General features: G+C 71.4%; 15 protein-coding genes. 4 read left to right on the top strand and 11 right to left on the bottom strand.

The window, feature by feature from the left end:
* Positions 1–5 precede the first annotated feature (5 nt).
* A complete protein-coding gene (locus OG746_RS40350; RefSeq protein ID WP_266725710.1) occupies positions 6–1,643 on the bottom strand; it encodes an FUSC family protein in 1,638 nt (545 codons plus the stop codon).
* Positions 1,644–2,028: 385 nt separating this feature from the next.
* On the opposite strand from OG746_RS40350, the gene OG746_RS40345 reads away from it, so the two are divergent.
* Together OG746_RS40345 and OG746_RS40340 are read left to right on the top strand one after the other, a co-directional pair.
* The gene (locus tag OG746_RS40345; RefSeq protein ID WP_266723804.1) at positions 2,029–4,530 is read left to right on the top strand and encodes an ATP-dependent Clp protease ATP-binding subunit; all 2,502 of its coding nucleotides are present in this window, start codon (positions 2,029–2,031) and stop codon (positions 4,528–4,530) included.
* Positions 4,527–6,848, top strand: a complete 2,322-nt coding sequence (locus tag OG746_RS40340; protein ID WP_266723802.1) for an FdhF/YdeP family oxidoreductase — start codon at positions 4,527–4,529, stop codon at positions 6,846–6,848. Before OG746_RS40345 ends, OG746_RS40340 begins: the two co-directional genes overlap by 4 nt.
* Positions 6,849–6,872: 24 nt before the next feature.
* Here the strand turns inward: OG746_RS40340 and OG746_RS40335 are convergent, their stop codons facing one another.
* The 8 genes from OG746_RS40335 to OG746_RS40300 all read right to left on the bottom strand — a co-directional run bounded on the left by OG746_RS40335 (position 6,873) and on the right by OG746_RS40300 (position 16,095).
* A complete protein-coding gene (locus OG746_RS40335; RefSeq protein WP_266723800.1) occupies positions 6,873–8,111 on the bottom strand; it encodes a cytochrome P450 family protein in 1,239 nt (412 codons plus the stop codon).
* On the bottom strand, positions 8,108–9,352 hold the full coding sequence (locus OG746_RS40330; RefSeq protein WP_266723799.1) for a cytochrome P450 family protein: 1,245 nt from the start codon (positions 9,350–9,352) through the stop codon (positions 8,108–8,110). The genes OG746_RS40335 and OG746_RS40330 overlap by 4 nt, the downstream gene beginning before the upstream one ends.
* Positions 9,349–10,011 (bottom strand): GTP-binding protein, encoded by a 663-nt coding sequence (locus OG746_RS40325; protein WP_266723797.1) that lies wholly within the window; start codon positions 10,009–10,011, stop codon positions 9,349–9,351. The genes OG746_RS40330 and OG746_RS40325 overlap by 4 nt, the downstream gene beginning before the upstream one ends.
* Positions 9,986–10,345 carry a DUF742 domain-containing protein gene (locus tag OG746_RS40320; protein WP_266723796.1) on the bottom strand — a complete coding sequence of 120 codons (360 nt, stop codon included), beginning with the start codon at positions 10,343–10,345 and terminating at the stop codon, positions 9,986–9,988. The genes OG746_RS40325 and OG746_RS40320 overlap by 26 nt, the downstream gene beginning before the upstream one ends.
* Positions 10,342–10,776, bottom strand: a complete 435-nt coding sequence (locus OG746_RS40315; protein ID WP_266723794.1) for a roadblock/LC7 domain-containing protein — start codon at positions 10,774–10,776, stop codon at positions 10,342–10,344. Before OG746_RS40315 ends, OG746_RS40320 begins: the two co-directional genes overlap by 4 nt.
* Entirely contained in the window at positions 10,769–12,289 is a 1,521-nt protein-coding gene (locus OG746_RS40310) for an ATP-binding protein (RefSeq protein WP_266723793.1), read from the bottom strand. Before OG746_RS40310 ends, OG746_RS40315 begins: the two co-directional genes overlap by 8 nt.
* A 204-nt stretch (positions 12,290–12,493) precedes the next feature.
* A complete protein-coding gene (locus OG746_RS40305) occupies positions 12,494–13,555 on the bottom strand; it encodes a glycosyltransferase family 2 protein (RefSeq protein ID WP_266723791.1) in 1,062 nt (353 codons plus the stop codon).
* Positions 13,556–13,824: 269 nt separating this feature from the next.
* Entirely contained in the window at positions 13,825–16,095 is a 2,271-nt protein-coding gene (locus tag OG746_RS40300) for a 2Fe-2S iron-sulfur cluster-binding protein (RefSeq protein WP_266723789.1), read from the bottom strand.
* Positions 16,096–16,206: 111 nt separating this feature from the next.
* On the opposite strand from OG746_RS40300, the gene OG746_RS40295 reads away from it, so the two are divergent.
* Positions 16,207–16,827 (top strand): TetR/AcrR family transcriptional regulator, encoded by a 621-nt coding sequence (locus OG746_RS40295; RefSeq protein ID WP_266723787.1) that lies wholly within the window; start codon positions 16,207–16,209, stop codon positions 16,825–16,827.
* 104 nt (positions 16,828–16,931) lie between these two features.
* The gene (locus tag OG746_RS40290) at positions 16,932–19,112 is read left to right on the top strand and encodes a TerD family protein (protein ID WP_266723785.1); all 2,181 of its coding nucleotides are present in this window, start codon (positions 16,932–16,934) and stop codon (positions 19,110–19,112) included.
* Between the two features lie 133 nt (positions 19,113–19,245).
* Here the strand turns inward: OG746_RS40290 and OG746_RS40285 are convergent, their stop codons facing one another.
* The gene (locus OG746_RS40285) at positions 19,246–20,406 is read right to left on the bottom strand and encodes a peptidase C39 family protein (protein ID WP_524540528.1); all 1,161 of its coding nucleotides are present in this window, start codon (positions 20,404–20,406) and stop codon (positions 19,246–19,248) included.
* On the bottom strand, positions 20,403–22,472 hold the full coding sequence (locus tag OG746_RS40280) for an iron ABC transporter permease (protein WP_266725706.1): 2,070 nt from the start codon (positions 22,470–22,472) through the stop codon (positions 20,403–20,405). The genes OG746_RS40285 and OG746_RS40280 overlap by 4 nt, the downstream gene beginning before the upstream one ends.
* Between the last annotated feature and the right edge of the window lie 48 nt (positions 22,473–22,520).

Below are 22,520 nucleotides of genomic sequence, written 5' to 3'. Positions count from 1 at the left end.
CTGAGTCACTCCAGGCGCCGCAGGATCCCGTGCGCGCGCTGTTCGGCGGCGGCGAGTTCGGTGGGGTCGAGCTCGGCGGGCCACAGTTCGCCTGCTGCGGCGTCGTCGGCGTCACGGAGTTCGACGACGGCCTCGGCCAGCCGCGACCGCAACTCAGGCAGCGTGGAAGTGCCCGGGTTCGCCAGGGCCCGCTCGGCGAGTTCGGCCGCGGCGCCGCATGCCGTCAGCGCGCGCCGCACCCGCTCCGCCGCACGACCGTGGATGAGGACGAGCGCGCACAGCAGGGCCACGCCGATGCCCACGACGCTTCCCAACACCCGGTCCTGGACCAGGTCTTCGGCCGATACGGGGTTCGCGAGGTCGCTCATCAGCAGGGCCAGGGGCGTCAGGAACACGACCCCGATGCCGTAGTTGTGCGCGACCCCGTACTCCAGCAGGAACTCCAGGAGCACGATGACGAGGACGAGCGTCAGGGGCCCGGGGTGCAGCGCCAGCACGGCGACGGCGAGCGCCAGTCCGGCGGCGGTGCCCAGGGTGCGCTGGACGGCGCGCTGGGCGGCGGTGCGCACGTTGATCGAGTGGAGCACGGCGGCCGCGGAGATCGCCGCCCAGTAGCCGTGGCCCAGGCCGAGCAGCAGGGCGATGCCTCCGGCGAGGCCGGTGCCGAGCGTCATGCGCAGGGCGGGCACGAGCAGGACGGCGCGGCGGGAGGCGCGGCCTGCCGCGTCGGCGCGGCGCCCGATGGTCAGGACGGCGGCTCGCTGTTCCAGGGCGAGTGGCCCGTCCACGCGGGCCGGGGCGGCGGGTTGAGTGCCCCGGGTGTCGCGCGCACCGGTCCCGGTTCCGATCCCCGCGAGCGCCTCCACGCCTGGGAGCAGCTCCGGCTCCCCTCGGCGACACCCCAGGAGGATGACCGCCTGTCCGCGCAGGTGTCCGGCCGGCCCCGCCGGCAGGTCCGGCGGGCGGCTCGCGGAGCGGATCAGCACGGACCACGAGATGGCTGCCAGGCGGACGCAGGGCCCGCCCTCGCTCCCGCGTTCGGCGGCGGTCGCGGGTGCCAGGTCGAGGGCCCGGTGCGCCTCGAGCACGGCGGCGGTCGCCCGGTGGCGCGCGAGCCGGTCCGTCCCGCCGTCGTCGGTGGTGGCATCGAGCAGCCCGGCGAGCTCACGCAGCGCCACGGCCACGGCCAGCCGTTGGGGTCGGTCGGGATGTGCGTACCGGCCGGCCATCGCCAGCACCCAGGCCACGGCCGCGCCCAGTGCCGCCAGCGCGGTGCGCACCGGAACGTCGGACGGTGTCGGGGCTCCGTAGGCGGAGACCGCGAACGAGAACAGCAGCAGTACCGCGCCGAGCCCCCGCAACCGGGCCGCGTCGCAGCCGGCCTTCGCGACCCCGGCCACGACCGCCATGGCGGCGACCACCACGGCGGCGCCCGCTCCCCCGTCCTGCGGGCGGGCCCAGACGCCGAGCGCCGCTCCGGCACCGACGGAGGCCGTCATGGAGAGCGCGACAAGGGCGAGCACCCGGGCCCGGCGGGCGTAAGGGAAGTTGCGTCCGAACGTCGTGGTGAATGCGCCCAGCATCGCGTAGACGGACGCTTCGGCCTGCCCGGCGAGTGCCATCGGGACGGCGACCAGAGCCATGGCAAGGGCGGCACGGAGCCCGAACGAAAGGGTTCCGTCCTCGCTGTGCAACGCGAGGGCGCCACGCGGCGAGAGCGCCCGCCGTACCCGCTCGGCCACACGCGGCAGGTGTCTCACTCAGCTGTCCAAACGACCCGGGAATCTTTTTCTCACCGTCCGGGAAATCACCGAACAAGTCAAACAAAGAATCTATTCGAATTGCACCATCTTGAACCATCACGGTTGAATCGATAACCGTCTTGTGCGGCCCGACAAAGGTTTTTGTGTCGATTACCAGAATTGCCGAAGGGCGCCTGGTCATGGCGTTCCTTCTGCGAAGATCAGCTTGCGGGGGATCAAGGGCAGGGGTTCGCTTGGAGAAACCCATTGCGCACTTGGAGTCACCATGTCGATGTCGCCGTTCGGGTTCGGTCCCTCGGACCCCTTCAGTGAGATGTTCAACCGGTTCTTCGGTACGTCCCCCGCGAGCTCGCCGCCGGCGGTGCAGCGCGTGCCCATCGGCCGGCTGCTCACCGAGTCGTCCCAGGAGCTGCTCAACCTGGCCGCGCAGAAGGCCCATGACGACGGCACCTCCGATCTGGACACCGAACATCTGCTGTGGGCGACGACGAAGGTGGAGCCGTCCCGCCGGGTCCTTGAGCAGGCCGGCGTCGACCCCGACCGGCTCGCGGAGGAGATCGCCAAGATCCTTCCGCAGGTGGCCGGACAACCGTCCGCGGAGCCGGGGCTCACCCCGGCGGCCAAGCGCTCGCTGGCCGCCGCCCATGCCCAGTCCCAGGCCTCGGGCGTCTCCTACATCGGTCCTGAGCACATCCTCGGCGCCCTGATCGCCGACCCCGGGACGGGAGCGGCGCGGCTGCTGAGCGCGAGCGGCCTCGATCCGCAGCGGCTGGCGAACGCCACGGAGCAGGCGGCCCGGCCGGAAGGCAGCGGCGGCGGCAGCAGTGGGTCGACAGGAGCATCCACGACGCTCGACGAGTTCGGGCGCGATCTCACGGAGGAGGCCAAGGCCGGGAAGCTCGATCCGGTCGTGGGCCGCGCCGAGGAGATCGAGCAGACCGTGGAGATCCTCTCCCGGCGCTCCAAGAACAACCCCGTGCTGATCGGCGAGCCCGGCGTCGGCAAGACCGCCATCGTCGAGGGGCTCGCGCAGCGCATCGTCGCGGGCGAGGTCCCGGACACCCTCAAGGACAAGCGGGTCGTCTCCCTCGACCTGTCCGCCATGGTGGCGGGGGCGCAGTACCGCGGCCAGTTCGAGGAACGCCTGAAGAAGGTCATCGAGGACGTCCAGAACGCAGGCGGCGACATCATCCTGTTCATCGACGAGCTGCACACCGTCGTCGGCGCGGGCGCCACCGGCGAGGGCTCCATGGACGCCGGCAACATGCTGAAACCGGCCCTGGCGCGCGGCGAGTTGCACGTCGTCGGCGCCACCACCATCGACGAGTACCGAAAGCACATCGAGAAGGACGCCGCGCTGGAGCGCCGCTTCCAGCCCGTACTCATCCCGGAGCCGACGGTCGAGGAGACCGTGCAGATCCTGGAGGGGCTGCGGGACGCGTACGAGGCGCATCACCAAGTCCGGTTCGCCGACGGAGCGTTGACCGCCGCGGCGGAGCTGTCGGACCGCTACATCAGCGACCGGTTCCTGCCGGACAAGGCCATCGACCTGATGGACCAGGCGGGCGCCCGGGTGCGGCTGCGCAACGCGAGCCGTTCCACCGAGGTCGTCGAGCGCGAGGACCGCATCGCCAAGCTGACCCGTGAGAAGGACCAGGCCGTCGCGTCCGAGGACTTCGAGAAGGCCTCCGAGCTGAAGAAGCAGATCGCCGAGGCGGAGGGCGAGGTCGCCGGGATCGAGGAACGCCGTGAGGGCGTGGTCTCCGTGACGGCCGGGGACATCGCCGACATCGTCTCGCGCCGCACCGGCATCCCGGTCGCCCAGTTGACGGCCGGCGAGAAGGAGCGGCTGCTGCGGCTCGAGGAGGAGATGCACGCCCGCATCGTCGGGCAGGACGAGGCGGTCACCTCGGTCTCCGAGGCGGTGCGCCGCAACCGGGCGGGCATGGGCGACCCGAACCGGCCCGTCGGCTCGTTCCTCTTCCTCGGCCCGACCGGCGTCGGCAAGACCGAACTCGCCAAGACCCTGGCCGAGTTGCTGTTCGGCGACGAGAGCCGCATGGTCCGCTTCGACATGAGCGAGTTCCAGGAGAAGCACACCGTCGCCCGGCTCGTCGGCGCCCCTCCCGGTTACGTCGGCTACGACGAGGCGGGGCAGCTCACCGAGAAGGTCCGCCGCCAGCCCTACAGCGTGGTCCTGTTCGACGAGGTCGAGAAGGCGCACCCCGACATCTTCAACACGCTGCTGCAGATCCTCGACGACGGCCGGCTCACCGACTCCCAGGGCCGCACCGTCGACTTCCGGCACTGCGTGGTCATCATGACGTCCAACATCGGCGCCCACCGCATCCTCGCCCACCAGGGCGACGCCGCCGAGCTCAAGGACGAGCTGATGGAGGAGCTGCGGGGCCGATTCCTGCCGGAGTTCCTCAACCGCATCGACGACATCATCGTCTTCCACAGCCTCACCGAGGACGACCTCGGCCGGATCGTCGACCATCTGCTGGACCAGAGCGAGCGCCGGGTGCACGCGCAGGGGCTGAAACTGGAGGTCACCGAGGCGGCCAAGAAGCTGCTGATCGCGCACGGGCACCAGCCGGAGTTCGGCGCCCGCCCGCTGCGCCGCACCATCCAGACCGAGCTCGACAACCGCATCGCGTCCCTGCTGCTCGGCGGCGAGGCCGACCCTGGCGACACGATCGTCGCCGACGTGCAGAACGACACCCTGCACTGCACGATCCGCAGGAACTCCACCGACAAGGAATGAGTCCAGTGAACGCCTCCCAGGACGGTCAGGACACACCGGAGCCGCGCGTCGGCCCTGCACCCGACGAGAAGCCGGACTTCCACCCGTACCACCACCCGGCGGCGGGCTGGGGCGCCGCCAAGAGCGTCACCCGGTTCATGGTGCGCGAGCGCGAACTGCTCGACGGGCCCCGGGCCATCCTGAAGATGAACCACGAGAACGGCGGCTTCGACTGTCCCGGCTGTGCCTGGCCGGACGACCTCAAGGGCCTGCACCTGGACATCTGCGAGAACGGGATCAAGCACGTCACCTGGGAAATGACACGCAAGCGGGTCGGGCGCGAGTTCTTCGCCAAGCATTCGGTGAGCGAGCTGTCCGGGTGGAGCGACTTCGCGCTCGAGGACCAGGGCCGGCTGACCGAGCCGATGAGTTACGACCCGGAGACCGACCACTACGTCCCGATCAGCTGGAAGGACGCGTTCGAGCTGGTGGGCCGGACGGTGCGGGAGCTGGACAACCCGAACCAGGCCTCGTTCTACACGTCGGGGCGGCTCGGCAACGAGGCCACGTTCCTCTACCAGCTGTGGGCGCGCGAACTGGGCACGAACAACCTGCCCGACTGCTCCAACATGTGCCACGAGGCCAGCGGCCGCGCCCTGCAGGCGTCCCTGGGCACCGGCAAGGGGACCTGCGACCTCGCGGACTGGGAGAGGACGGACGCCCTGTTCATCATGGGCGTCAACGCGGCCTCCAACGCCCCGCGGATGCTGACCGCGCTGGCCGAGGCGTACGAGCGTGGCGCGCAGGTCGTGCACATCAACCCGCTCGTCGAAGCGGCGGCGACCCGCACGATCATCCCGCACGACTTCAAGGACATGGCGCTGAACAAGGCGACGCGGACCAGCACCCTGAACCTCCAGGTGCGCATCGGCGGCGACATGGCGTTCCTGCGCGGCATCGCCAAGGCGGTCCTGGAACAGTCAGGATCCGATCCGAAGGCGCTCGACAGGGAGTTCATCGACCGCTACACCGAGGGCTTCGACGCGTATCGCGCGCTGTGCGAGGCGACTCCCTGGGACGAGATCGAGCGCCAGTCGGGGCTGGACCGCGACGCGATCCTCAAGGCGGCCCGCGTGTACCGCGACGCGGACCGCAGCATCATCAGCTGGTGCCTGGGCGTGACCCAGCACGAGCACGGCGTCGACACGGTCCGCGAGATCGTCAACGTCCTTCTGCTGCGCGGCAATCTGGGCCGCGAGGGCGCGGGCCCCTCCCCCGTACGCGGGCACAGCAACGTCCAGGGCAACCGGACCTGCGGCATCGACCACCGGCCGAGCGACGCGTTCCTGGCCCGGCTCGCGGAGGCCTGCGACATCGACGCGCCGCGTGCGCACGGGCTCGACACCGTCGGCACGATCGAGGCGATGCGGCGCGGCGACGTGAAGGTGTTCGTCGGCATGGGCGGCAACTTCGCGCTCGCGGCGCCCGACACCCCTTATACGTACGAGGCGTTGCGCACCTGTGAGCTGACGGTGCAGGTGAGTACGAAGCTCAACCGCAGCCATCTGGTGCACGGCCGCAGGGCGTTGATCCTGCCGTGCCTGGGCCGCACCGAGAAGGACGAGCAGCGCGGCGGCCTCCAGGCCACATCGGTCGAGGACTCGATGAGCATGGTGCACCTGTCCGTCGGCATGAAGCGCCCCGCGTCCAAGCACCTGCTGTCCGAGCCGGCGATCATCGCGGGCATGGCGCGCGCCTCGCTGCCCGACAGCGGTACGCCCTGGGAGTGGTACGTCGAGGACTACGACCGCGTCCGCGACACCATGGCGCAGGTCATCGACGGTTTCGAGGACTGCAACCGCCGGGTGCGCCTCCCGCTCGGCTTCCGCATCAAGCAGCCCGCAAGGGAGTTGGTCTTCCTCACCGACTCGGGCCGCGCCGAGTTCTCCGCCGCCCCGCTGCCCGACGTCATCCCGGAGCCCGGCACCCTCGCGCTGGGCACGATGCGCTCCCACGACCAGTGGAACACGACGATCTACTCGGACAACGACCGCTACCGAGGCATCAAGAACCTGCGCACGCTGGTCTTCCTGAACCAGGACGACATGCGCGAGCGCGGCATCGGCGAGTTCGACCCGGTCGACATCACGAGCACCGCCAGGGACGGCAGCCGGCGCAGCCTCGCGGGCTATCTGGCCGTCCCGTACGACATCCCGCGCGGCTGCGCGGCCGGGTACATGCCGGAGATGAACGTGCTGTGCGCGATCGGCGATCACAGCACGCAGAGCGACCAGCCCATCATGAAGCACGTCAAGGTGACGGTGACGCTCTCGACATGACGGGCCGGCCGGGACCGGTGCGGCTCAGCCGTGCAGGCGCACCGGGATCTGCTGCCAGCCGTACGCGATGAACGACGGGACCTGGCGCAGTTCCTCCGCCTCGACGTCGAGGCGGAGGTTCGGGTAGCGGTCGAAGAGGGCGGGCAGGGCGGTGCGCGCCTCCAGGCGGGCGAGCGGGGCGCCGATGCAGCGGTGGACGCCGATACCGAAGGACATGTGGTCGTCGGCGGCGTGGGTCGCGTCGAACTCCGAGGCCGTGGGCCCGTAGTGCTCGGGGTCGTAGCCCGAGGCGGCGTACGTGGTGAGGATGGCGTCGCCCGCCGGGATCGTCACCCCGTCGACGGTCACGTCGGTGACCGCGAACCGCAGCGGCAGGCTGGCGATGGAGGGGTGCACGCGCAGCGTCTCGTCGATGACGGCGTCCCAGGCGATCTCGCCCGAGCGGACGGCGGCGAGCTGTTCGGGGTGGGTGAGCAGGGCGACGACCGCGTTGCCGATCAGGTTGACGGTCGTCTCGAAGCCGGCGCCGATGACGAGGAGCAGGGTGTAGAGCAGCTCCTCGTCGCTGAGCCGGTCGCCGTCCTCCGCGCGCACCCGCAGCAGCTCGGTGGTCATGTCGTCGCCGGGGTGCTCGGTGCGGTGGGCGATGATCGCCGGCAGCACGGCGGCGATCTGCTCCTGCACGAACGCGCCGTGCTCGGGGCTCGGGTCGGAGGTGTCCATGATGGCGTCGACGAGACGCTCGACCGGGCCGAGCAAGTGGTCGGGTACGCCGAAGAGTTCGCAGATCAGCTGCATCGGCAGCTGGTTGGCGTACAGGGCGCGCAGATCCACGGCCTCGTCGGCCGCGGCCGCGTCCAGGGCCGCGAGGAGCTCCTCGGTGATCTTCTCGACGCGGGGGCGCATCAGCTCGGTGCGGCGGGCGGTGAAGCTGGGCGCGACGAGCTTGCGGAGCCGCGTGTGGTCGGGGCCGTACGTGGAGAGCATGTTGACCACGCCGACCCAGCCGAGGACCCAGCCCCACTCGGGGTGTTCGCCGATCTCGGGCCAGAGCGACCAGTGCTTGCGCGGGTCCTTGCTCACCTGCGGATCCAGGATCAGCGACCGGAGGGTGTCGTAGCGGGTCGGTGCCCAGGCCGGGATGCCGCCGGGCAGTGCGACGGGGACCACGGATCCCGCCGCGCGCAGTCGGGCGGCCTCGGCCGGCAGGTCGGCGCCGAACGGGTCGATGGCGATACGGGGCGAAGACGCGGTCTCGGTCACTCGGACGCTCCTGACTGGGATGCGGTACGGGGCACGAAGCGGACGGGCAGTTCCGTCAGAGAGCGGTTGAACGGCCCGGTGCGCCACGTCAGTTGCTCGCGCGGAGTGGTCGGCTCCAGGTCGGGGAGCCACTGGGTGAGGCGTTCGATGGCCTCGGTGGCGATGAGCAGGGTGTGCTGCTTGACCGGGCAGGAGTGCTCTCCGGCCGACCAGGACAGGTGCGAGGCGTCCTGCGGGTGACGGGCGACCGGGGACTGCTTGGCCGCCTCCTCCGCGGTGAGTCCGATGGCCCCGTAGGAGATGACGACGGGGACGGCGGCGCGCACCCACACGCCGTGGAAGGTGAGCGGCTTGCGGGCGAAGTGGATGCCGTAGTTGGCCAGCGGAGTCTCGTGCCGCAGGACCTCGACGACCGCGTCCATGACCGGCCGGGAGCCGCTGGTCAGCGTCGAGTAGTACGCCGGGTTGCCGAGGATCCGCGACAGGGCGTTGGAGACGAGGTTGGCGGTGGGCTCGTGGCCCGCGCCGAGCATGAGGAAGACCTGCCAGGTGACCTCCTCGGGGGTGAGGCCGAGGGGGTGGTCGAGCAGCCAGCTGGTGAGGTCCTGGCCGCGCTGCGCGCTCTTGGCGGCGACGAGGTCCAGGATGTAGCGCCCGAACTCCTCCTCGCCGCGCGCCGCCTGGTCGCCGCCGTCCATCACCCGCGCGATCGCGTCCTGGAGGCGGTCGCTCTCGCTGTCCGGCAGCCCGAAGAGGTCGTTGAAGACCAGCGACATCAGCGGGCGGGCGAACTCGCTCACGAGGTCGGCCCGCCCCCGGGACGCCATCCCTGCGGCCAGCACGTCCACGGCGCGGTGCACCCGCTCGCGCAGGTCGTGCGGCTCCACGAGGTCGAAGGCGTCGGAGAGGGAGCGCCGGTAGCGCCCGTGCAACTCGCCGTCGTTGAACAGGGCGTTGGGCCGCCACCGCATCATGCCGAGGATCGGCGCGTCGCCGTCGACGGTCTCCTCCCACGGCCGCGGGTCGTGCGACCAGGCCTCGGTGTCGTGGAGCAGGTCGAGGGCGGCCCGCCGGTCCGTGACGACGTACGCGGGTACGCCGGGGGCGAGTTCGGCGTGGCCGACCGGGCCCTGGGCGCGCAGGGCCTCGTAGTAGCTGTGCGGGTCGGCGGCGAAGCCGTCCTCCCACAGGCGGACCGGCGCGGACAGGTGGAAGTCCTCGGCCTGCGCGGGATACGTCATCGGGGCTCCGGGAAACTGCGGTCGATCAGGTGCTGCACAAGGGCGAGCAGGGCATCGACGGAGGAGTACGTGTCGCGGGCGTCGCAGATCACCATCGGGGTGTCGTCGTCCAGGTCGAGGGAGAGCCGCAGCTGCTCCTCGGTGTAACTGCGCGAATCCGGGAAGGTGTTGAGAGCGACGGCGTAGGGCAGACCCGACTCCTCGACGAGGCCGAGGACCTCGAAGGACTCGTCGATCCTGCGGGTGTCGACCAGCACGAGGGCACCGAGCGCGCCGTACGCGATGTCGTCCCACAGCGCACGGAAGCGCTCCTGCCCCGGGGTGCCGAACAGGTAGAGGACGGCCCCGCCCTTGAGGCTGATCCGCCCGAAGTCGATGGCGACGGTCGTGGTCGTCTTCTCCCGCACACCCGCGAGGTCGTCGACCGCGGCCGACGCCTCGGTGAGCTGCTCCTCGGTGTGCAGCGGGCGGATCTCGGAGACGGAGTCGATCAGGGTGGTCTTGCCCACCCCGAAGGGTCCTGTGACCAGGATCTTCACCAACTCCCGTGCGGTGTCCGGGAGATGTACTGCGCTCTTGGCGCCTGCGGGCGCGGGGTCTGACGGCGCAAACTCGGCGCCTGCCGGCGCGGACTTAGCGCTTGAGGGCGCGGAGGCCATCGGCGACTCTCTTCAACAGATCGGGATCGGGCTGCGCGGCGGGCGGGACTGGCGGGCGGGCACCCACGAGCCCCTGGTCGACCAGTGCGGCGGCGAGCACCCGTACGGCGGAGACCGGCAGTTCGAGCAGGGCGGCGGACTCGACCACCGTGAGCGAGCCGCCGTCCAGGGTGCGCAGCAGGGCGTGCTGCGCGGCGGGCAGTCCTGCGGGCCAGGGCGCGCCGACGCCGGTCAGCACGGACAGCCGCTCCAGGCTGTTGCGGCTGGGCTGCGCGACCCCGCCGGTGGCGAGGTACGCGGGGACCAGCGGCCGGCCGCTCCGGCGGCCCGTCATTCCCCAGTGCCGCCGGCGATGCCGCCGTCGACCCCGCGGGGCGCGGCCGCCATGGCCTTCTCGCCGAGCCTGGCCACCTGCGAGTGGACACGGTGGCCGAGCAGATCGAGCCGTACCTCGGGGTCTCCGAAGGCGGCCACGCAAGTGCCGTGCGCGGTGGGCGCGACGAGGATGTAGCCGTGGTCGGACTCGATGACCACCTGGCGTACGTCCGCGGTCTCCTGGTCGGCGAAGGCGGCCGCCGCGGTGCGACAGGCGCCCTGCACGGTACTGGTGATGGCGGCGACGCGCTCCGCGGAAGCCTGCGTCAACGCCTCGGTGTGTCCGGAGAGCAGGCCGTCCCTGGTGAGCAGGACGGCGGCCTGGACGTGCGGGATCTCCAGGATCGGATCGAGGACCCAAGCGCTGTCGCCGAGGTCACGGCTACTCATCGGGCGTGTTCCCTTCACTGGTGCCGGGGCGGTCGCCCGCGGTGTCGTGCGGTTGCTGTGCGGCCTCGCCGTCCCCCGGTGCGGCGCTCCGCGCCGCGGCGGTGGCCGCTTGCAGGGCGCCGAGCGCGGCGGCCTGCTCCTCGGGGCTGCGGTGCGCGGCGGGCCGGGGCTTCGACGGGGCGGGGCGCGCGTCGGACTGTGCGTCGGCCTTCGCTTCGGTGCGGACCCGGCGGCGGCGCCGGGGCAGTTCGTCGCCGTCAGTGAGCGGGGTGTCCGGCCGGGCGGGTGTCGCCGCCGGGGCCGGGGCGGCGGCCTGTGCGGGCGCGGACGCGGATGCCGCCGGCGCCTCGTCCGCCGCGAGGGCGTGGGTGGAGTCGTGGGAGACGTCGCGCGTGGTGTCGCGGGTGGACCGGGGAGCCGCGGCGGCCGGCCTGCGCTCCTCGGGGGCGATCCGGCACAGGAGGTGGTCCCGCACGAGCAGGACCGCGCGGACACCGCCGTACGGAGAGGGCGAGGACAGGTCGACGGACAGGTCGAACTGCCGGGTCAGCTGGCCGATCGCGGCGAGCCCCATGCGCGGCGGATCGCCGAGCTCCGACAGGAGGATGGGCTCCTCCCCCGCCACCATCCGCTGAGCATGGGCCCGTTCGTCGGAGCTCATCCCGACACCGGCGTCGTCGACGGTCACGCTGACGCCGTGGTGGACGCGTTCGAGGTGCACGCCCACGGTGGTGTCGGGCGAGGAGTGGCGCAGCGCGTTGTCGAGCAGTTCGGCCACGATGATGGCGACCGGCTCGACGGCGTGCGAGATCAGCCCGGTGCCGTCCTCAAGGTGGTTGTGGATCTCCACCCGCTCGTACCCGGCGAGCCGCGACTGGCCGCCGGTGACGGCCTCCACCAGGTGCGACTCGCCGCGGGCGAGCCCGACCCAGGCCCCGCAGACCACGGCGGCGACCTGCGCCCGGCGCAGCGACTGCTCGTTCTCGTGGTCGAGCGCGAACAGCGTCTGCGCCAACTCGGGGTCGTCGTAGCGCTCCTGGAGCCCGCGCAGGACGTCCTGCAGCCGGTACAGGCCCGCCTGGATCTCGCGCGTCGCACCCCGCATCCCGGCACGGGCGGCGGCGTCGACCCGCTTGCGCTCCTGGGCGATGGCGGTGCGCAGCCCGTCGAGCACGGAGTCGAGGCCCGCGGCCAGCTCCTTGCCGCCGAGGTCGGGCTGCAGGGGTCCCGGCACCTGGTAGTGCGGGTGGGCGGTGTGGGTGGCCGCTGCCGGCATGCGCGTGCCGGACAGGTGGGCGACCTCGGAGGCGAACGCCGCGGCGAGATCGTCGAGTTCCTCGCGGGCGGCCTCCAGCTCCTCGCGGGAGGCTTCGAGGCGGGAGCGGAGCGAATCGGTCTCGTCACACTGTCTGCCGCTGTGTTGACGGGCCTTCAGCAAGCCGCCGCCGAGCACGAACGCCGACACGGTCCCGGCGGCCAGGGCACCCGCGGCCAGCTCGGGTATCTCAATCATGTATGCGGACCTCGAGGAGAACAGGGCGTGGGGGCCGACTGCGAGGAGGGGACGGGGCGGGGGTAGGAGGGAAGGCGCGGAAGCCCACCTGCCGCTTGCGACCCTACCTCCCACCACACGTTCGAGTGAAGCCGTCCAGGATCTTGAATCGCGTCGCCTCGCGGGCGAGTTGGCGGCATTCGGACGGATTTCCGCGCCCCGGGCTCAGATGGCCGTCGGCGCCCGCCCCTTCTCGTACACGACCAGGCCTTTCGACCGGCCCAGCGGCACCAGGACCAGCTCCACCACGACCGCCTTCCAGGCGTAGACGACATTGACGAGCTTGGTCGGATACACACACAGGAGATTCACCAGCACCGATCTCAACGGCACCCGCCGTCGGCGCGACGCATAGATCAACGGCGGAAGGGTCAGTGCGAGTTCGGACCCGAGCCACCAGCCGAACGTCTCCACGGCAGGTCGTCCGAACCCGAAGGTGAGCACCAGGGGCGCGCCCCACCACAGCGGGGCGAGGAGAATCTCCATCAGCGCGAGGACCACCCACAGCGCGAGCATCGGCTTGCGCAGCGCCAACTGCCCTGCGTGCAGCCGGACATTCTGACAGAAGCCCGCCATCCACCTCCACACCTGCTTGCGCAGATACAGCAGGCTCTCCGGGTCGGCCGCCCGTGCCACCGCTTCGCCCACGTACACCGCGCGCCGCCCCGCGATCTGCTCGGACCACGTGAAGTCCATGTCCTCCACGATGGTCCGCTCGGGGAACCCGTGCTTCCCAAGAGCGCTGCGTCGGAACATCGAGCAGCACCCCGAGCACACCATCGGGCTGCCCGCGCCCGCCTGGATCGGCCGCTGCCAGTGGAATCCGTGCAGATACTCCACCGACCGACCCCGCTCCCACAGCGTCCGGGCGAACCGGGTCTGCACATTGCCCGCCGCGATCGTCACGCGCGGGTCGGCGAAGACCGGCGCGACCTTCTCGATGTAGTCGGGCGCGAGCACCGTGTCCGCGTCCACCGCGAGGACGAGCTCCGAAGTGCAGTGCGGCAGCGCGTGGTTCTGCGCCTTCGCCTTGCTGCCGAGGTTGCTCCGCGGGCGCAGAACCTCGGCGCCGTGCCGTCTCGCGACCTCACCGGTGGCGTCGACGGACGCGTCGTCCACCACGATCACCCTGCGCGGCGGCACGGTCTGTGCCGCGATCGACTCCAGGGTCGCCGGAAGCCCGGCCTCCTCGTTGTGCGCGGGCACGATCACTGTCACGTCATACATGTCCACGCCCCCGAACGAGCCGCCGCACCGCGGCCCTGAAAAGCACTACGGCGCCCACCACCGCGTACACAAGAACACTCACTCCGACAACCGGCAGCCCACTGCCCATACCCGCTCCCCCGACCGCTTTCTCGCTCCGGCACCGCGCCGTCGCACACCTATGAAGCTAGCCCGGCGTGGGCCGCGAAAGGCCGGGCCGCCGCAATCTGTGGACGACCTGGCGCCTGTGGATAACTGCCTTACACGAACGGGGAGTTCTTCGGCACGCTTCAGGCCGTTGGCGACTGCGGCCCGATGTCGAGAGTCACGTTCGACAGCGGGCAACTCACACACGCCAGCACGTACCCGTCGGCCCGCTGCTCGGGCGTGAGGCAGTTGGGCTCGGCCTGCGTGACCTCACCACCCCGTAGCCGCACCGCACAGTCTCCGCAGTTGCCGACGGTGCAGGAGTACGGCATCGGCAGGCGGGCGGCGAGGCCCGCGTCGAGAAGGGTCTGGCCCGGCTCGACGATCGTGGCGCCCACGGGCGCGCCGCCCTCCTCGACCCGCATCTGCTGCGGGCCCGCCACCGCGGCCGGAGTCGCGGCAGCGTTGAAGCGCTCCTGGTGCACGCGCTCGTCCGGGACACCGAGTTCACGCATGACACCCCGGACGGTGTCCATCAGCGCCTCCGGGCCGCAGAGGTAGTGGTGCGCATCTCCGGGAAGGGCCTGAGCGGCCTCTGTGGTGACCCAGCGCCGCACCCCTCGGGCATCGAGCCGACCGTCCCGCCGGGTCAGGACGTGGGTGACGGTGAAATGTTCCGGGTGCTCCTTCTCCAGCCGGGCCAGTTCGTCGGCGAAGATGATCTCTTCGTGGGTGCGGCTGCTGTAGAGCAGTGCGATGCGGCCGTCACCCGCCGGGTCGGCCAGCCGAGAACGGATCATGCTCATCATGGGTGTGATGCCGCTGCCGGCCGCGATGAGGACGAGGTGCCGTTGCGGCTCGTCCCGGGTGTGGAAGGTGCCGGACGGCCCGCGCACGGCGAGGCGGTCCCCCACGCGCAGGTCGCGGTGGACGTGCGTGGAGAAGTGCCCGCCGTCCACCTGCTTGACGGTGACGTCGAGGTGCGTGGCGCCGGGGGCGGACGACGCCGAGTAGGCGCGTCGTACCGGGTGGCCGGCGACGTCCACGATCAGGGTGAAGAACTGCCCGGGCCGGAAGTCGAAGGGCCTCTCCTCCCCGGAGAGCCTCCCCTCCCCGGAGGACCCCTCCTCCCCGGAGAGCCTCTCCTCCCCGAGGGCCCCCTCCTCCCCGGATGCGTCCCGCAGGACGAGGGTGCGGGCCGTCGGTGTCTCCTGCCGCACCTCGGCCACGCGCACCCGCCGCAGCGCACCGTCCGCCTCGCTCGGCCGCGCCGGCTCACCGGTACGGGTGCCGGCAGGAATCCGCACTTCCTCGTAGCCCTCCTTTTGCAGGGCGAAGCGGTAGCCGCGGTCCATCACCTTGCGCATCAGCCGGGACACTCCCGGGATCGCGGCGAAGGCCTTGATCAGCCATGCCGAACCTCGCCCGGATTCAGCCGAGTTGGCGGCAAGGTGCGCGCTGCCGAGGGCCATCATGTCGGGCGCCTCGCCGCTCTCCGCCCGGCCCGGGTCCCACAGTCGAGCATCCGCCACGGCGGCGTTGCCGGTCACCTCGGCGTGCTCCACGTCGATGACGAGGGCCAAGTGAGGGGGTACGCCCCGCAGCGCCATCGTCTCCCGCAGCGCAAGGTCGTCGGTGATCGCGCCGCGCCCACGGACATGCAGCACGCCGCTGCGGCCGGGCACGAGGGCCGCGAGGGAGAGCCGGTCGTCCTGGAGCAGGTTGTGCAAGGTGTCGGCGCGCTTGTTGCCCCTGCGGTCGGCGATGACGAGCCTACGACCGTCCAGAATGCGGGCCACCGGCTGCCGCTCGCCGCGCGGGCTGGTGTCGCCGCCGCCGTCGGTGTCCCAGCTGGACAGGGCCAGGAAGGGCGCGGCGGCCAGGAAGTCGGCCACCCCGGGCCCGGCCAACGGGCCCTCGCCCGCGACCGGTTCGGTTGTCGCAGCCGCGGCGGGGGCCTCCCACAGACGTGAGCGGATGACGGCCTGCGCGCAGTGCACGTACGCCTCGGCGACCTCCACGAGCACCTCTCCGCCACGGCGGCCTGCCGCTGTGCCGTTGACGCGCAACACCTCACCCACGCCCGGCAGCAGAAAGAATGCCGAGACCGGGCCACGGGCGACCTCCGGTCCTGGCACGGCGAAGGAGATCTCCGTCGGGGAGTGGACGTGTGCGAAGCCGGGCGCACCGCCGACGAACGTGGTCCGCGCGGCGCCCGAGGCATCGCGGTAGCCGAAGGCGGCGACCGGGCAGCGGGCCAGAACCGCGCGACTGCCCTCGTCCAGCGCGCGGACCTGCTTGCGGGTGATCATCGCGGCCGGCCGGCCGATGGTCGACTCCAGCTCCTCGACGGTGGTGAGCCGGTGGGGCGGGTCGGGCAGGTCCGGCGGGGACGCGTGCTGCTTGGGGTTCACGTGCCATCCCCCGTATCGGTGTTTCGGGTATTCACGCAGGTCATGACAGTATTCTGAGTAAAAGCTCAGCTCTTTGGCTACTCGCTTTTCCCGGCCGGAAAGGATCACCCGATGGCATCGGCCGATCGCCGCCTCACCCCACGTCGCAAGCCCCGCCAGGTACGCGCCGAGCTCACCCGCGAGCGCATCCTCAACTCGGCTGCTCACGTTTTCGCGGAGTACGGCTACGCCGCCGGCACCACCAACCGCATCGCCGAGCACGCCCACATGTCGATCGGCTCGCTGTACCAGTACTTCCCGAACAAGGACGCCATCCTCGCCGAGCTGCTGGTGCGGCACATCGACCGCGGCGCCTGGACAGGAGCCGACCGGATCGAGCTGACGCCCGGGAGCCTGAGGGACCTGGTGCGCTCCCTGGTACGTGACGCGATCGACCACCACCGCGAAGACCCGCAACTGCTGCGGATCATGATCGAGCAGGCACCGGTCTCCAGCGAACTGATCGAGGCGGTCGACCAGCACGGCGCGACGCGCGTCGCCCAGCTGCGCGATCTGCTCGCACGGCATCCGGACGTCCACGTACAGGATCTCGACATGGCCGCCGAACTGATCCTGGGAACGGTCGAGTTGAACACCCACAAGCTCATGGCGACGCCCCACGCCGTTCAGGTCGAACGCCTGGAGAAGGAACTGGTCGACATGATCACGCTGTATCTTCAGGCCGGAAGATAGGTCGGGCTGGGAAATGGGTCCGGTCGGGAGATGGGTCCGACCTGGAGACAGGCGCCGCAAAAACCCGAGTGCGTGCACCTGCACCCCGCTGTCACCATTCCCACATGGTTCATCCTCTCGAGCATCTGGTCGTCCGGCACGCCCACCGTCTGCCCGCCCCCGAGGGCGCGGCCGGGCAAGGTGCCGTCGCCGCGCGGCAGTTCGATGCCGCGCTGATGTCCGTGGGCTTCAAGTTGTCCGCGCCGCTGCTGGAGCGGCTGGCCGTGCTGTCCGAGGGGGCGGTGGTCGATGTCGCCGTGCGGACGCTGGCCGGTGTGCGTGAGCTGGTCGGTGACCATGTGCGGCACAACACGTACTTCGTCGACTTCCCGGCGCATGTGCCGGACACCATGGACTTTTGGATGCGGTGCATCCGCGAGGCACTCTCCGACGACGACGCCCGCGAAGGCACCCTCAAGCAGCTGAGCACCGGAGTGGTGAATCTGCTGACACTGCCGTCCTACGGCCGCTACCAGCACACGTACACCGAAATGCTCGGCCACCACGACGAGTTGATCGCGGCGGCCGGTGACCTGATGACGGTGCTGCATCTCGGGCAGGACGCGCGGGCCGAGGTCTGCGAGCTGTACCTAAAGCTCGCGGGCAGCCTCACGCCCCTGGGCGAGGAGGACCTTCGCGACCTCGACGCGCTGGCGGCGCACTGCGTGGACGGCCCGCAGCCCGAGGAGATCCCCGTGCGGGAGAACCGCGCGGTCATCAACAAGGCGCGCCTGCGGGCGGGTTCTGGTCCGCTCCTCGACACCGTCACCGATGTGCTGCGTCTCGCCTGCGCGTTGGCGGGCCCGGATGGCGACGTGTCCCTCGTCGAGCCCACCAAGTTCGGGAAGCTCTCGCGGCCCACGCGCCGGGCGCTACTCGCGGGTCTGGACGCCGTGGTCGCCGCGGCGCCCGCGAAGCTCGCCGATGTGGCCGCGCACCGGGAGATGTGGAAGCGCCTCGGCGAGCGGCTGCACCCGCACAAGTTCCCCCAGTGGCCGTACGCCGCCCAGGTGTTCGCGGTGGCCCGCGGCGAGCAGCGGGTGCGGTCCTTCGCGAGCCGGACCGAGGAGCTGCTCGACCGGGGCGACCTGCTCGGCGCGGTGGAGCTGCTGAAGTCCGCACCGGGTGTGCTGCTGCGGTCCGTGGACCGGCTGCTGCGCTCGGCCCACACGGACGAGGAGTGCACGGCCGTACTCAGCGGCGTCGAGGAGGTGGCCCCGCAGGCTTCCGGGCGGGTCCTGCTCTCGGTGCGCCAGCACCTGCTGAACCGCGGCGACCGGCTCGAACGGGCAGGTGTGCGCCGGGTGTTCATCAACCGCCTCGGGCGCGCCTGGGTCGCCGAGGACACGCGTCCCGCGCTTCCCGGGCCCGTCAAGGAGCGACTCGTCGGGCTGCTCGACGCCGAGATCGCGCGCCGGCTGCCGGAGGCCGGCGCGGTGCTCGTCGACCCGGACGTCCTCGATGTCGCGCTGCCGCTCAGCGGCAAGGCGGTCTCGGCCGGGCTTGGTGTGCTGCCGCGCGGTTCGGTGTCACCGGTCGAGGGTGAGCTGCTGCGGTTCTTCGTGTACTGGAAGCAGCAGAGCCTGACCACCGACTACGACCTGTCCGCGGTGATCCTCGACGAGAACTACGAGCAGGTCACCTGGCTCTCGTACACCCAGCTGACGGACGTGGAGGGGCGGCACTCCGGAGACATCGTCGAAGCACCCGAGGGCGCCTCGGAGTTCATCGAGCTGCGGCTCGGAGCGGTGCGCGGAAGCTTCGTCGTGCCGCAGGTCCTGCTGTTCTCAGGGGAGGGCTTCATGGACGTCGAGGAGTCGTTCTTCGGGTTCATGCTGCGGGAGGGCGAGCAGAAGGGGCGGCCGTTCGAACCGCGCACCGTGCGGATGAAGTCGGATCTGCGGGGCCCCGGCCGGGTGGCGCTGCCGCTGGTGTTCCGGCGCGGCGAGGACGGCCAATGGTGCGCGCACTGGCTGCACTTGCACCTCAAGGGTATGCCTGCCGCGAACCGTGTCGAGGAGACCCGGGTGACGGTGGAGGCGCTGGCGCGCGGCATCGTCGAGCGCGAATTCCTGACCGTACGCTGGCTGTTGGGCCTGCTGGGCGATGCGGAGGTGACCTTGTGGGACGGCAAGAGCGTTCCGGATGGGCCGGTCACCTACATAGGGATGCAGCGCCCCGAAGGGCTGCATCCCGAGTCGCGGATCCTCACCCCGGAAAATCTGCGCGACGCGATCCCTGAGTGACTGGTAGCGTCAAGCGCGGTGAGGCCATGAAGAGGCTTCCTTCTCAACTCCTTTCAATGAATTAGCCTCCTCGCTTTCCTCACCGCCGACTTCGAGTCCCCGGCGCCCCGCGCCGGGGACTTCGTCGTATCTCCTACGGAGCGGGTTCCGGCGCGTGACCGATACTCACGGCGCCGCGGAAGCGGTCCGCCGAGACGGTGGCCATCTCGTCGAGCGACGCATCGGCGACTGGCAGCAGATGGGCGTCGACCCAGGTGTCCCCCGCCGCCGCGCTCGCCCACGGGTCCTCGATCACGACGGCTCCGGGGACGACGCCGTGGCAGAGCACCCAGTGCGGCACGTCGAAGCCCTGCATCGCGGCGAGCGACACCAGGAGCAGCACGTGTTCCTGCCGGTCGAGCGCGGCGCGGATCGCGGCCAGGGAAAGGTGGCGTGCGTCGACGGGGACGCCGATGTGCGCGGCCTGCGTACGGGACTCCCGTTGCAGCAGGGCGCGCCACTCCTGTTCGCTGTCCGGGAGATGGTCGAGCAGGACGGGGCGGTCCACGTCGAGATGGACCGTGACGGGCGTCGACGGCCACACCCGGCGCACGGCGACACCAAGGCCTACGGGCTCGCACGCAAGGAAGTTGGTCGCATCGCGCCACAGTGTCAGCTCCGCCCGGCGGTCGAGCGCCTCGGGCGACAGTGTCCCCGCGTGCGCCTGCGCGAGCAGGGCGGTGACGGCGCCGCACGTGAAGTGTGTGGTCTGCCCGTAGTACGGGGGCTCGCTCACCATGGTGTCGTGCAGCCAGCGTACGTATCCGGTGGCGGGGCCTGCCGTGTCACCGGTAGCAGGCCCTGTCGCGTCTCCCGTAGCAGGCTCCGTCGCGTCGTCGAGCGGCGTGAGCGGTGCACGCAACGGGGTGAAGCCGGCGGACGCGGCGTCCTCCGAACTCGCCGTCCAGCCTTCCCACTTGACCTGCGCGAGGCCCTGGTCGCGCGCGTGGGCGACGACCGCCTCGGCAGCCGCCTGCACATCACCGACGGCGTCGACGATCTTCAGATAGGCGGTGCCCGGGCGCGCCGACACGAGCGCGGCGCCGGTCCAGTCCGTGGCGTCATCATCGTCGCCCGGGACGGCGACGATGTGCGGGGCATGGGCGGAACGGTCGACCGCGTGCCAGCGCTCAGGCACGTCGAGGTGGCCGAGGCGGCTCAGCAAGGCCGGTGACGTATCGGACTCGAACGGGACGACGATGATAGGGCGCACGAGGGCTTCCTTGACGGGGGACATTCTGCGGGGCGGCGTCATGCGCGGGACTTCCGGAGCACCCACACGAAGTACGGGGCGCCGACCAGCGCGATCATGAGGCCCGCCGGCATCTGGGCAGGTGCGACGAGCGCCCGGCCGAGGGCGTCGGCCACGCAGACCAGCACCGCGCCGAGCAGCATCGCGACGGGGATGGCCCGGCCGTGCCGGGATCCGACCAGTGACCGGGCGAGGTGCGGGGCGACGAGTCCCACGAAACCGACGACGCCGACAGCGACCACGCTGAGCGCCGCGAGCACAGCGGCGATCGCCAGAGCGGTGAAACGCGTGCGTTCGACCTTGACGCCGACGATGCGCGGGGTGTCCTCGTCGACGGCGAGCAGGTCGAGCCGCTCACGCATGGCGAGCAGCACGGGCAGCGCGAGCGCCAGGGCCACCGCGACCGGGACGACATCGGGAAACGTGCGGCCGTAGGTCGTACCGGACAGCCAGGTGAAGATGCGGGGCGTGTTGTACGGGTCGGCGCGCAGGAGGAGGAAGGTGGTGATGGCGCTGAGTCCGTATCCGCAGCCGATGCCGATCAGTACGAACCGGTCGGGCAGGAAGCCGCCGCGCCACGACAACAGGGCGACCACCGCGAACGTGGCGAGGCCCGCCGCGACCGCCACCACGATGAGCACCGGCCGTCCGCCGGGCAGGCCCGACGTGACGACGCTCGCCGCACCGAGCCCGGCGCCCGCCGTGATGCCCAACAACCCGGGCTCCGCCAACGGATTGCGCACCGCGCCCTGCACGACACATCCGGCCAGCCCGAGCGCCGCGCCCGCGAACACCGCGGCGGTCACGCGCGGGACCCGGTCGTCGAGCGCCTGGCCAATCAGATCCGGCGCCAGGCCCTGGGCCCAGAGCACGATGTCCCCGGTCCGCAGCCAGAGACTGCCCGCGAGGACCGCCACGACGGCCGCCACGGCCAGCAGCGCCACCGCGCCGGACACGACGAGGAGGAACGCGCGCCGCGACCGTGCGGCGACCCGCGCATGCGGGGGCCGCGAAGCCTGGCCCGTGTCCCGCAGACGCAGCGCGAGCACCACGATCACGACGGAGCCGAGCAGCGCGGTCGGTACGCCGGTGGGGATGGCGGCCGCCCCGTCCGCGCCCTGCACCGCGCGCAGGCCCGCGTCCGCGAGAAGGATGAGCAGCGCGCCGAGCAGCCCGGCCGCGGGCACCGAGTACAGGTGCCGGCGCAGCGCCCCGACCCGCCCGGCGATCAGGCGGACCAGGACGGGTGCGCCGAGGCCGACGAAGCCGATCGGTCCCGCGAGGGTGACCGCCGTACTGGTCAGCAGCACCGCACAGAACACGGCCGTCACACGGGTGGAACGGATCGGGACGCCGAGAGTGGCCGCGGTGTCGTCGCCGAGGTTCATCACGTCGAGGCGCCGGGACAGCGCGAGGCCGAGACACAGCACCACGGCCACGAGGGGCCAGGCGCGCACGGCCGCGTCGATGTTCAGCTGCGCGAGCGAACCGCTCCCCCAGGCGAAGAGGCCGGTCGTGTTCTGGTTGAACAGGATGAGGAGCGCCCCGGTCGCCGCGTCCAGGGCCAGCGCCGTCGCCGATCCGGCGAGGATGAGGCGGGTGCCCGCGGTGCCGGCGGCCCGGCCCGCGAGCAGCAGCACGAGCGCCGCCGCGGTCAGGCCGCCGACGAAGGCGACGACGCCTGACGCCCACAGCGGGACGGCGAGACCGAAGGCCGCGACGAGCGTGAGGGTGAAGTAGGCGCCGGCCGTGACCGCGAGGGTGTCGGGCGAGGCGAGGGCGTTGCGCGTGACGGACTGGAGCAGCGCTCCGGCGGCACCGAGGGCGAACCCGACCGCCACGCCCGCGAGCAGGCGCGGCAGGCGCGAGCCGGTGAAGATCTCACCGACCGGCGCGCCACCGGTGTGCCCCCGCCCTCCGGCGAAATACCGCACCAGGTCTCCGACGCCGACACCCGAAGTGCCCTGCGTCAGATGCCACATGCCCACCAGGACGGTCGCGAGGAGGAGCGCCGCGAGGAGGGCGATCCCGGTGGCACCCGGCGCCTTGGGCCCTTGCGGCGTGGCCACTTCGTGCGGTGAGCCCACCTCATGCGGTGCGCTCACCTCATGCAGCGC

The sequence above is a fragment of the Streptomyces sp. NBC_01016 genome, from assembly GCF_026341035.1.
Classification (GTDB): domain Bacteria; phylum Actinomycetota; class Actinomycetes; order Streptomycetales; family Streptomycetaceae; genus Streptomyces.
The sequence above is the reverse complement of the archived record's forward strand: the minus strand, read 5'-3'. Positions and strand labels throughout refer to the sequence as shown.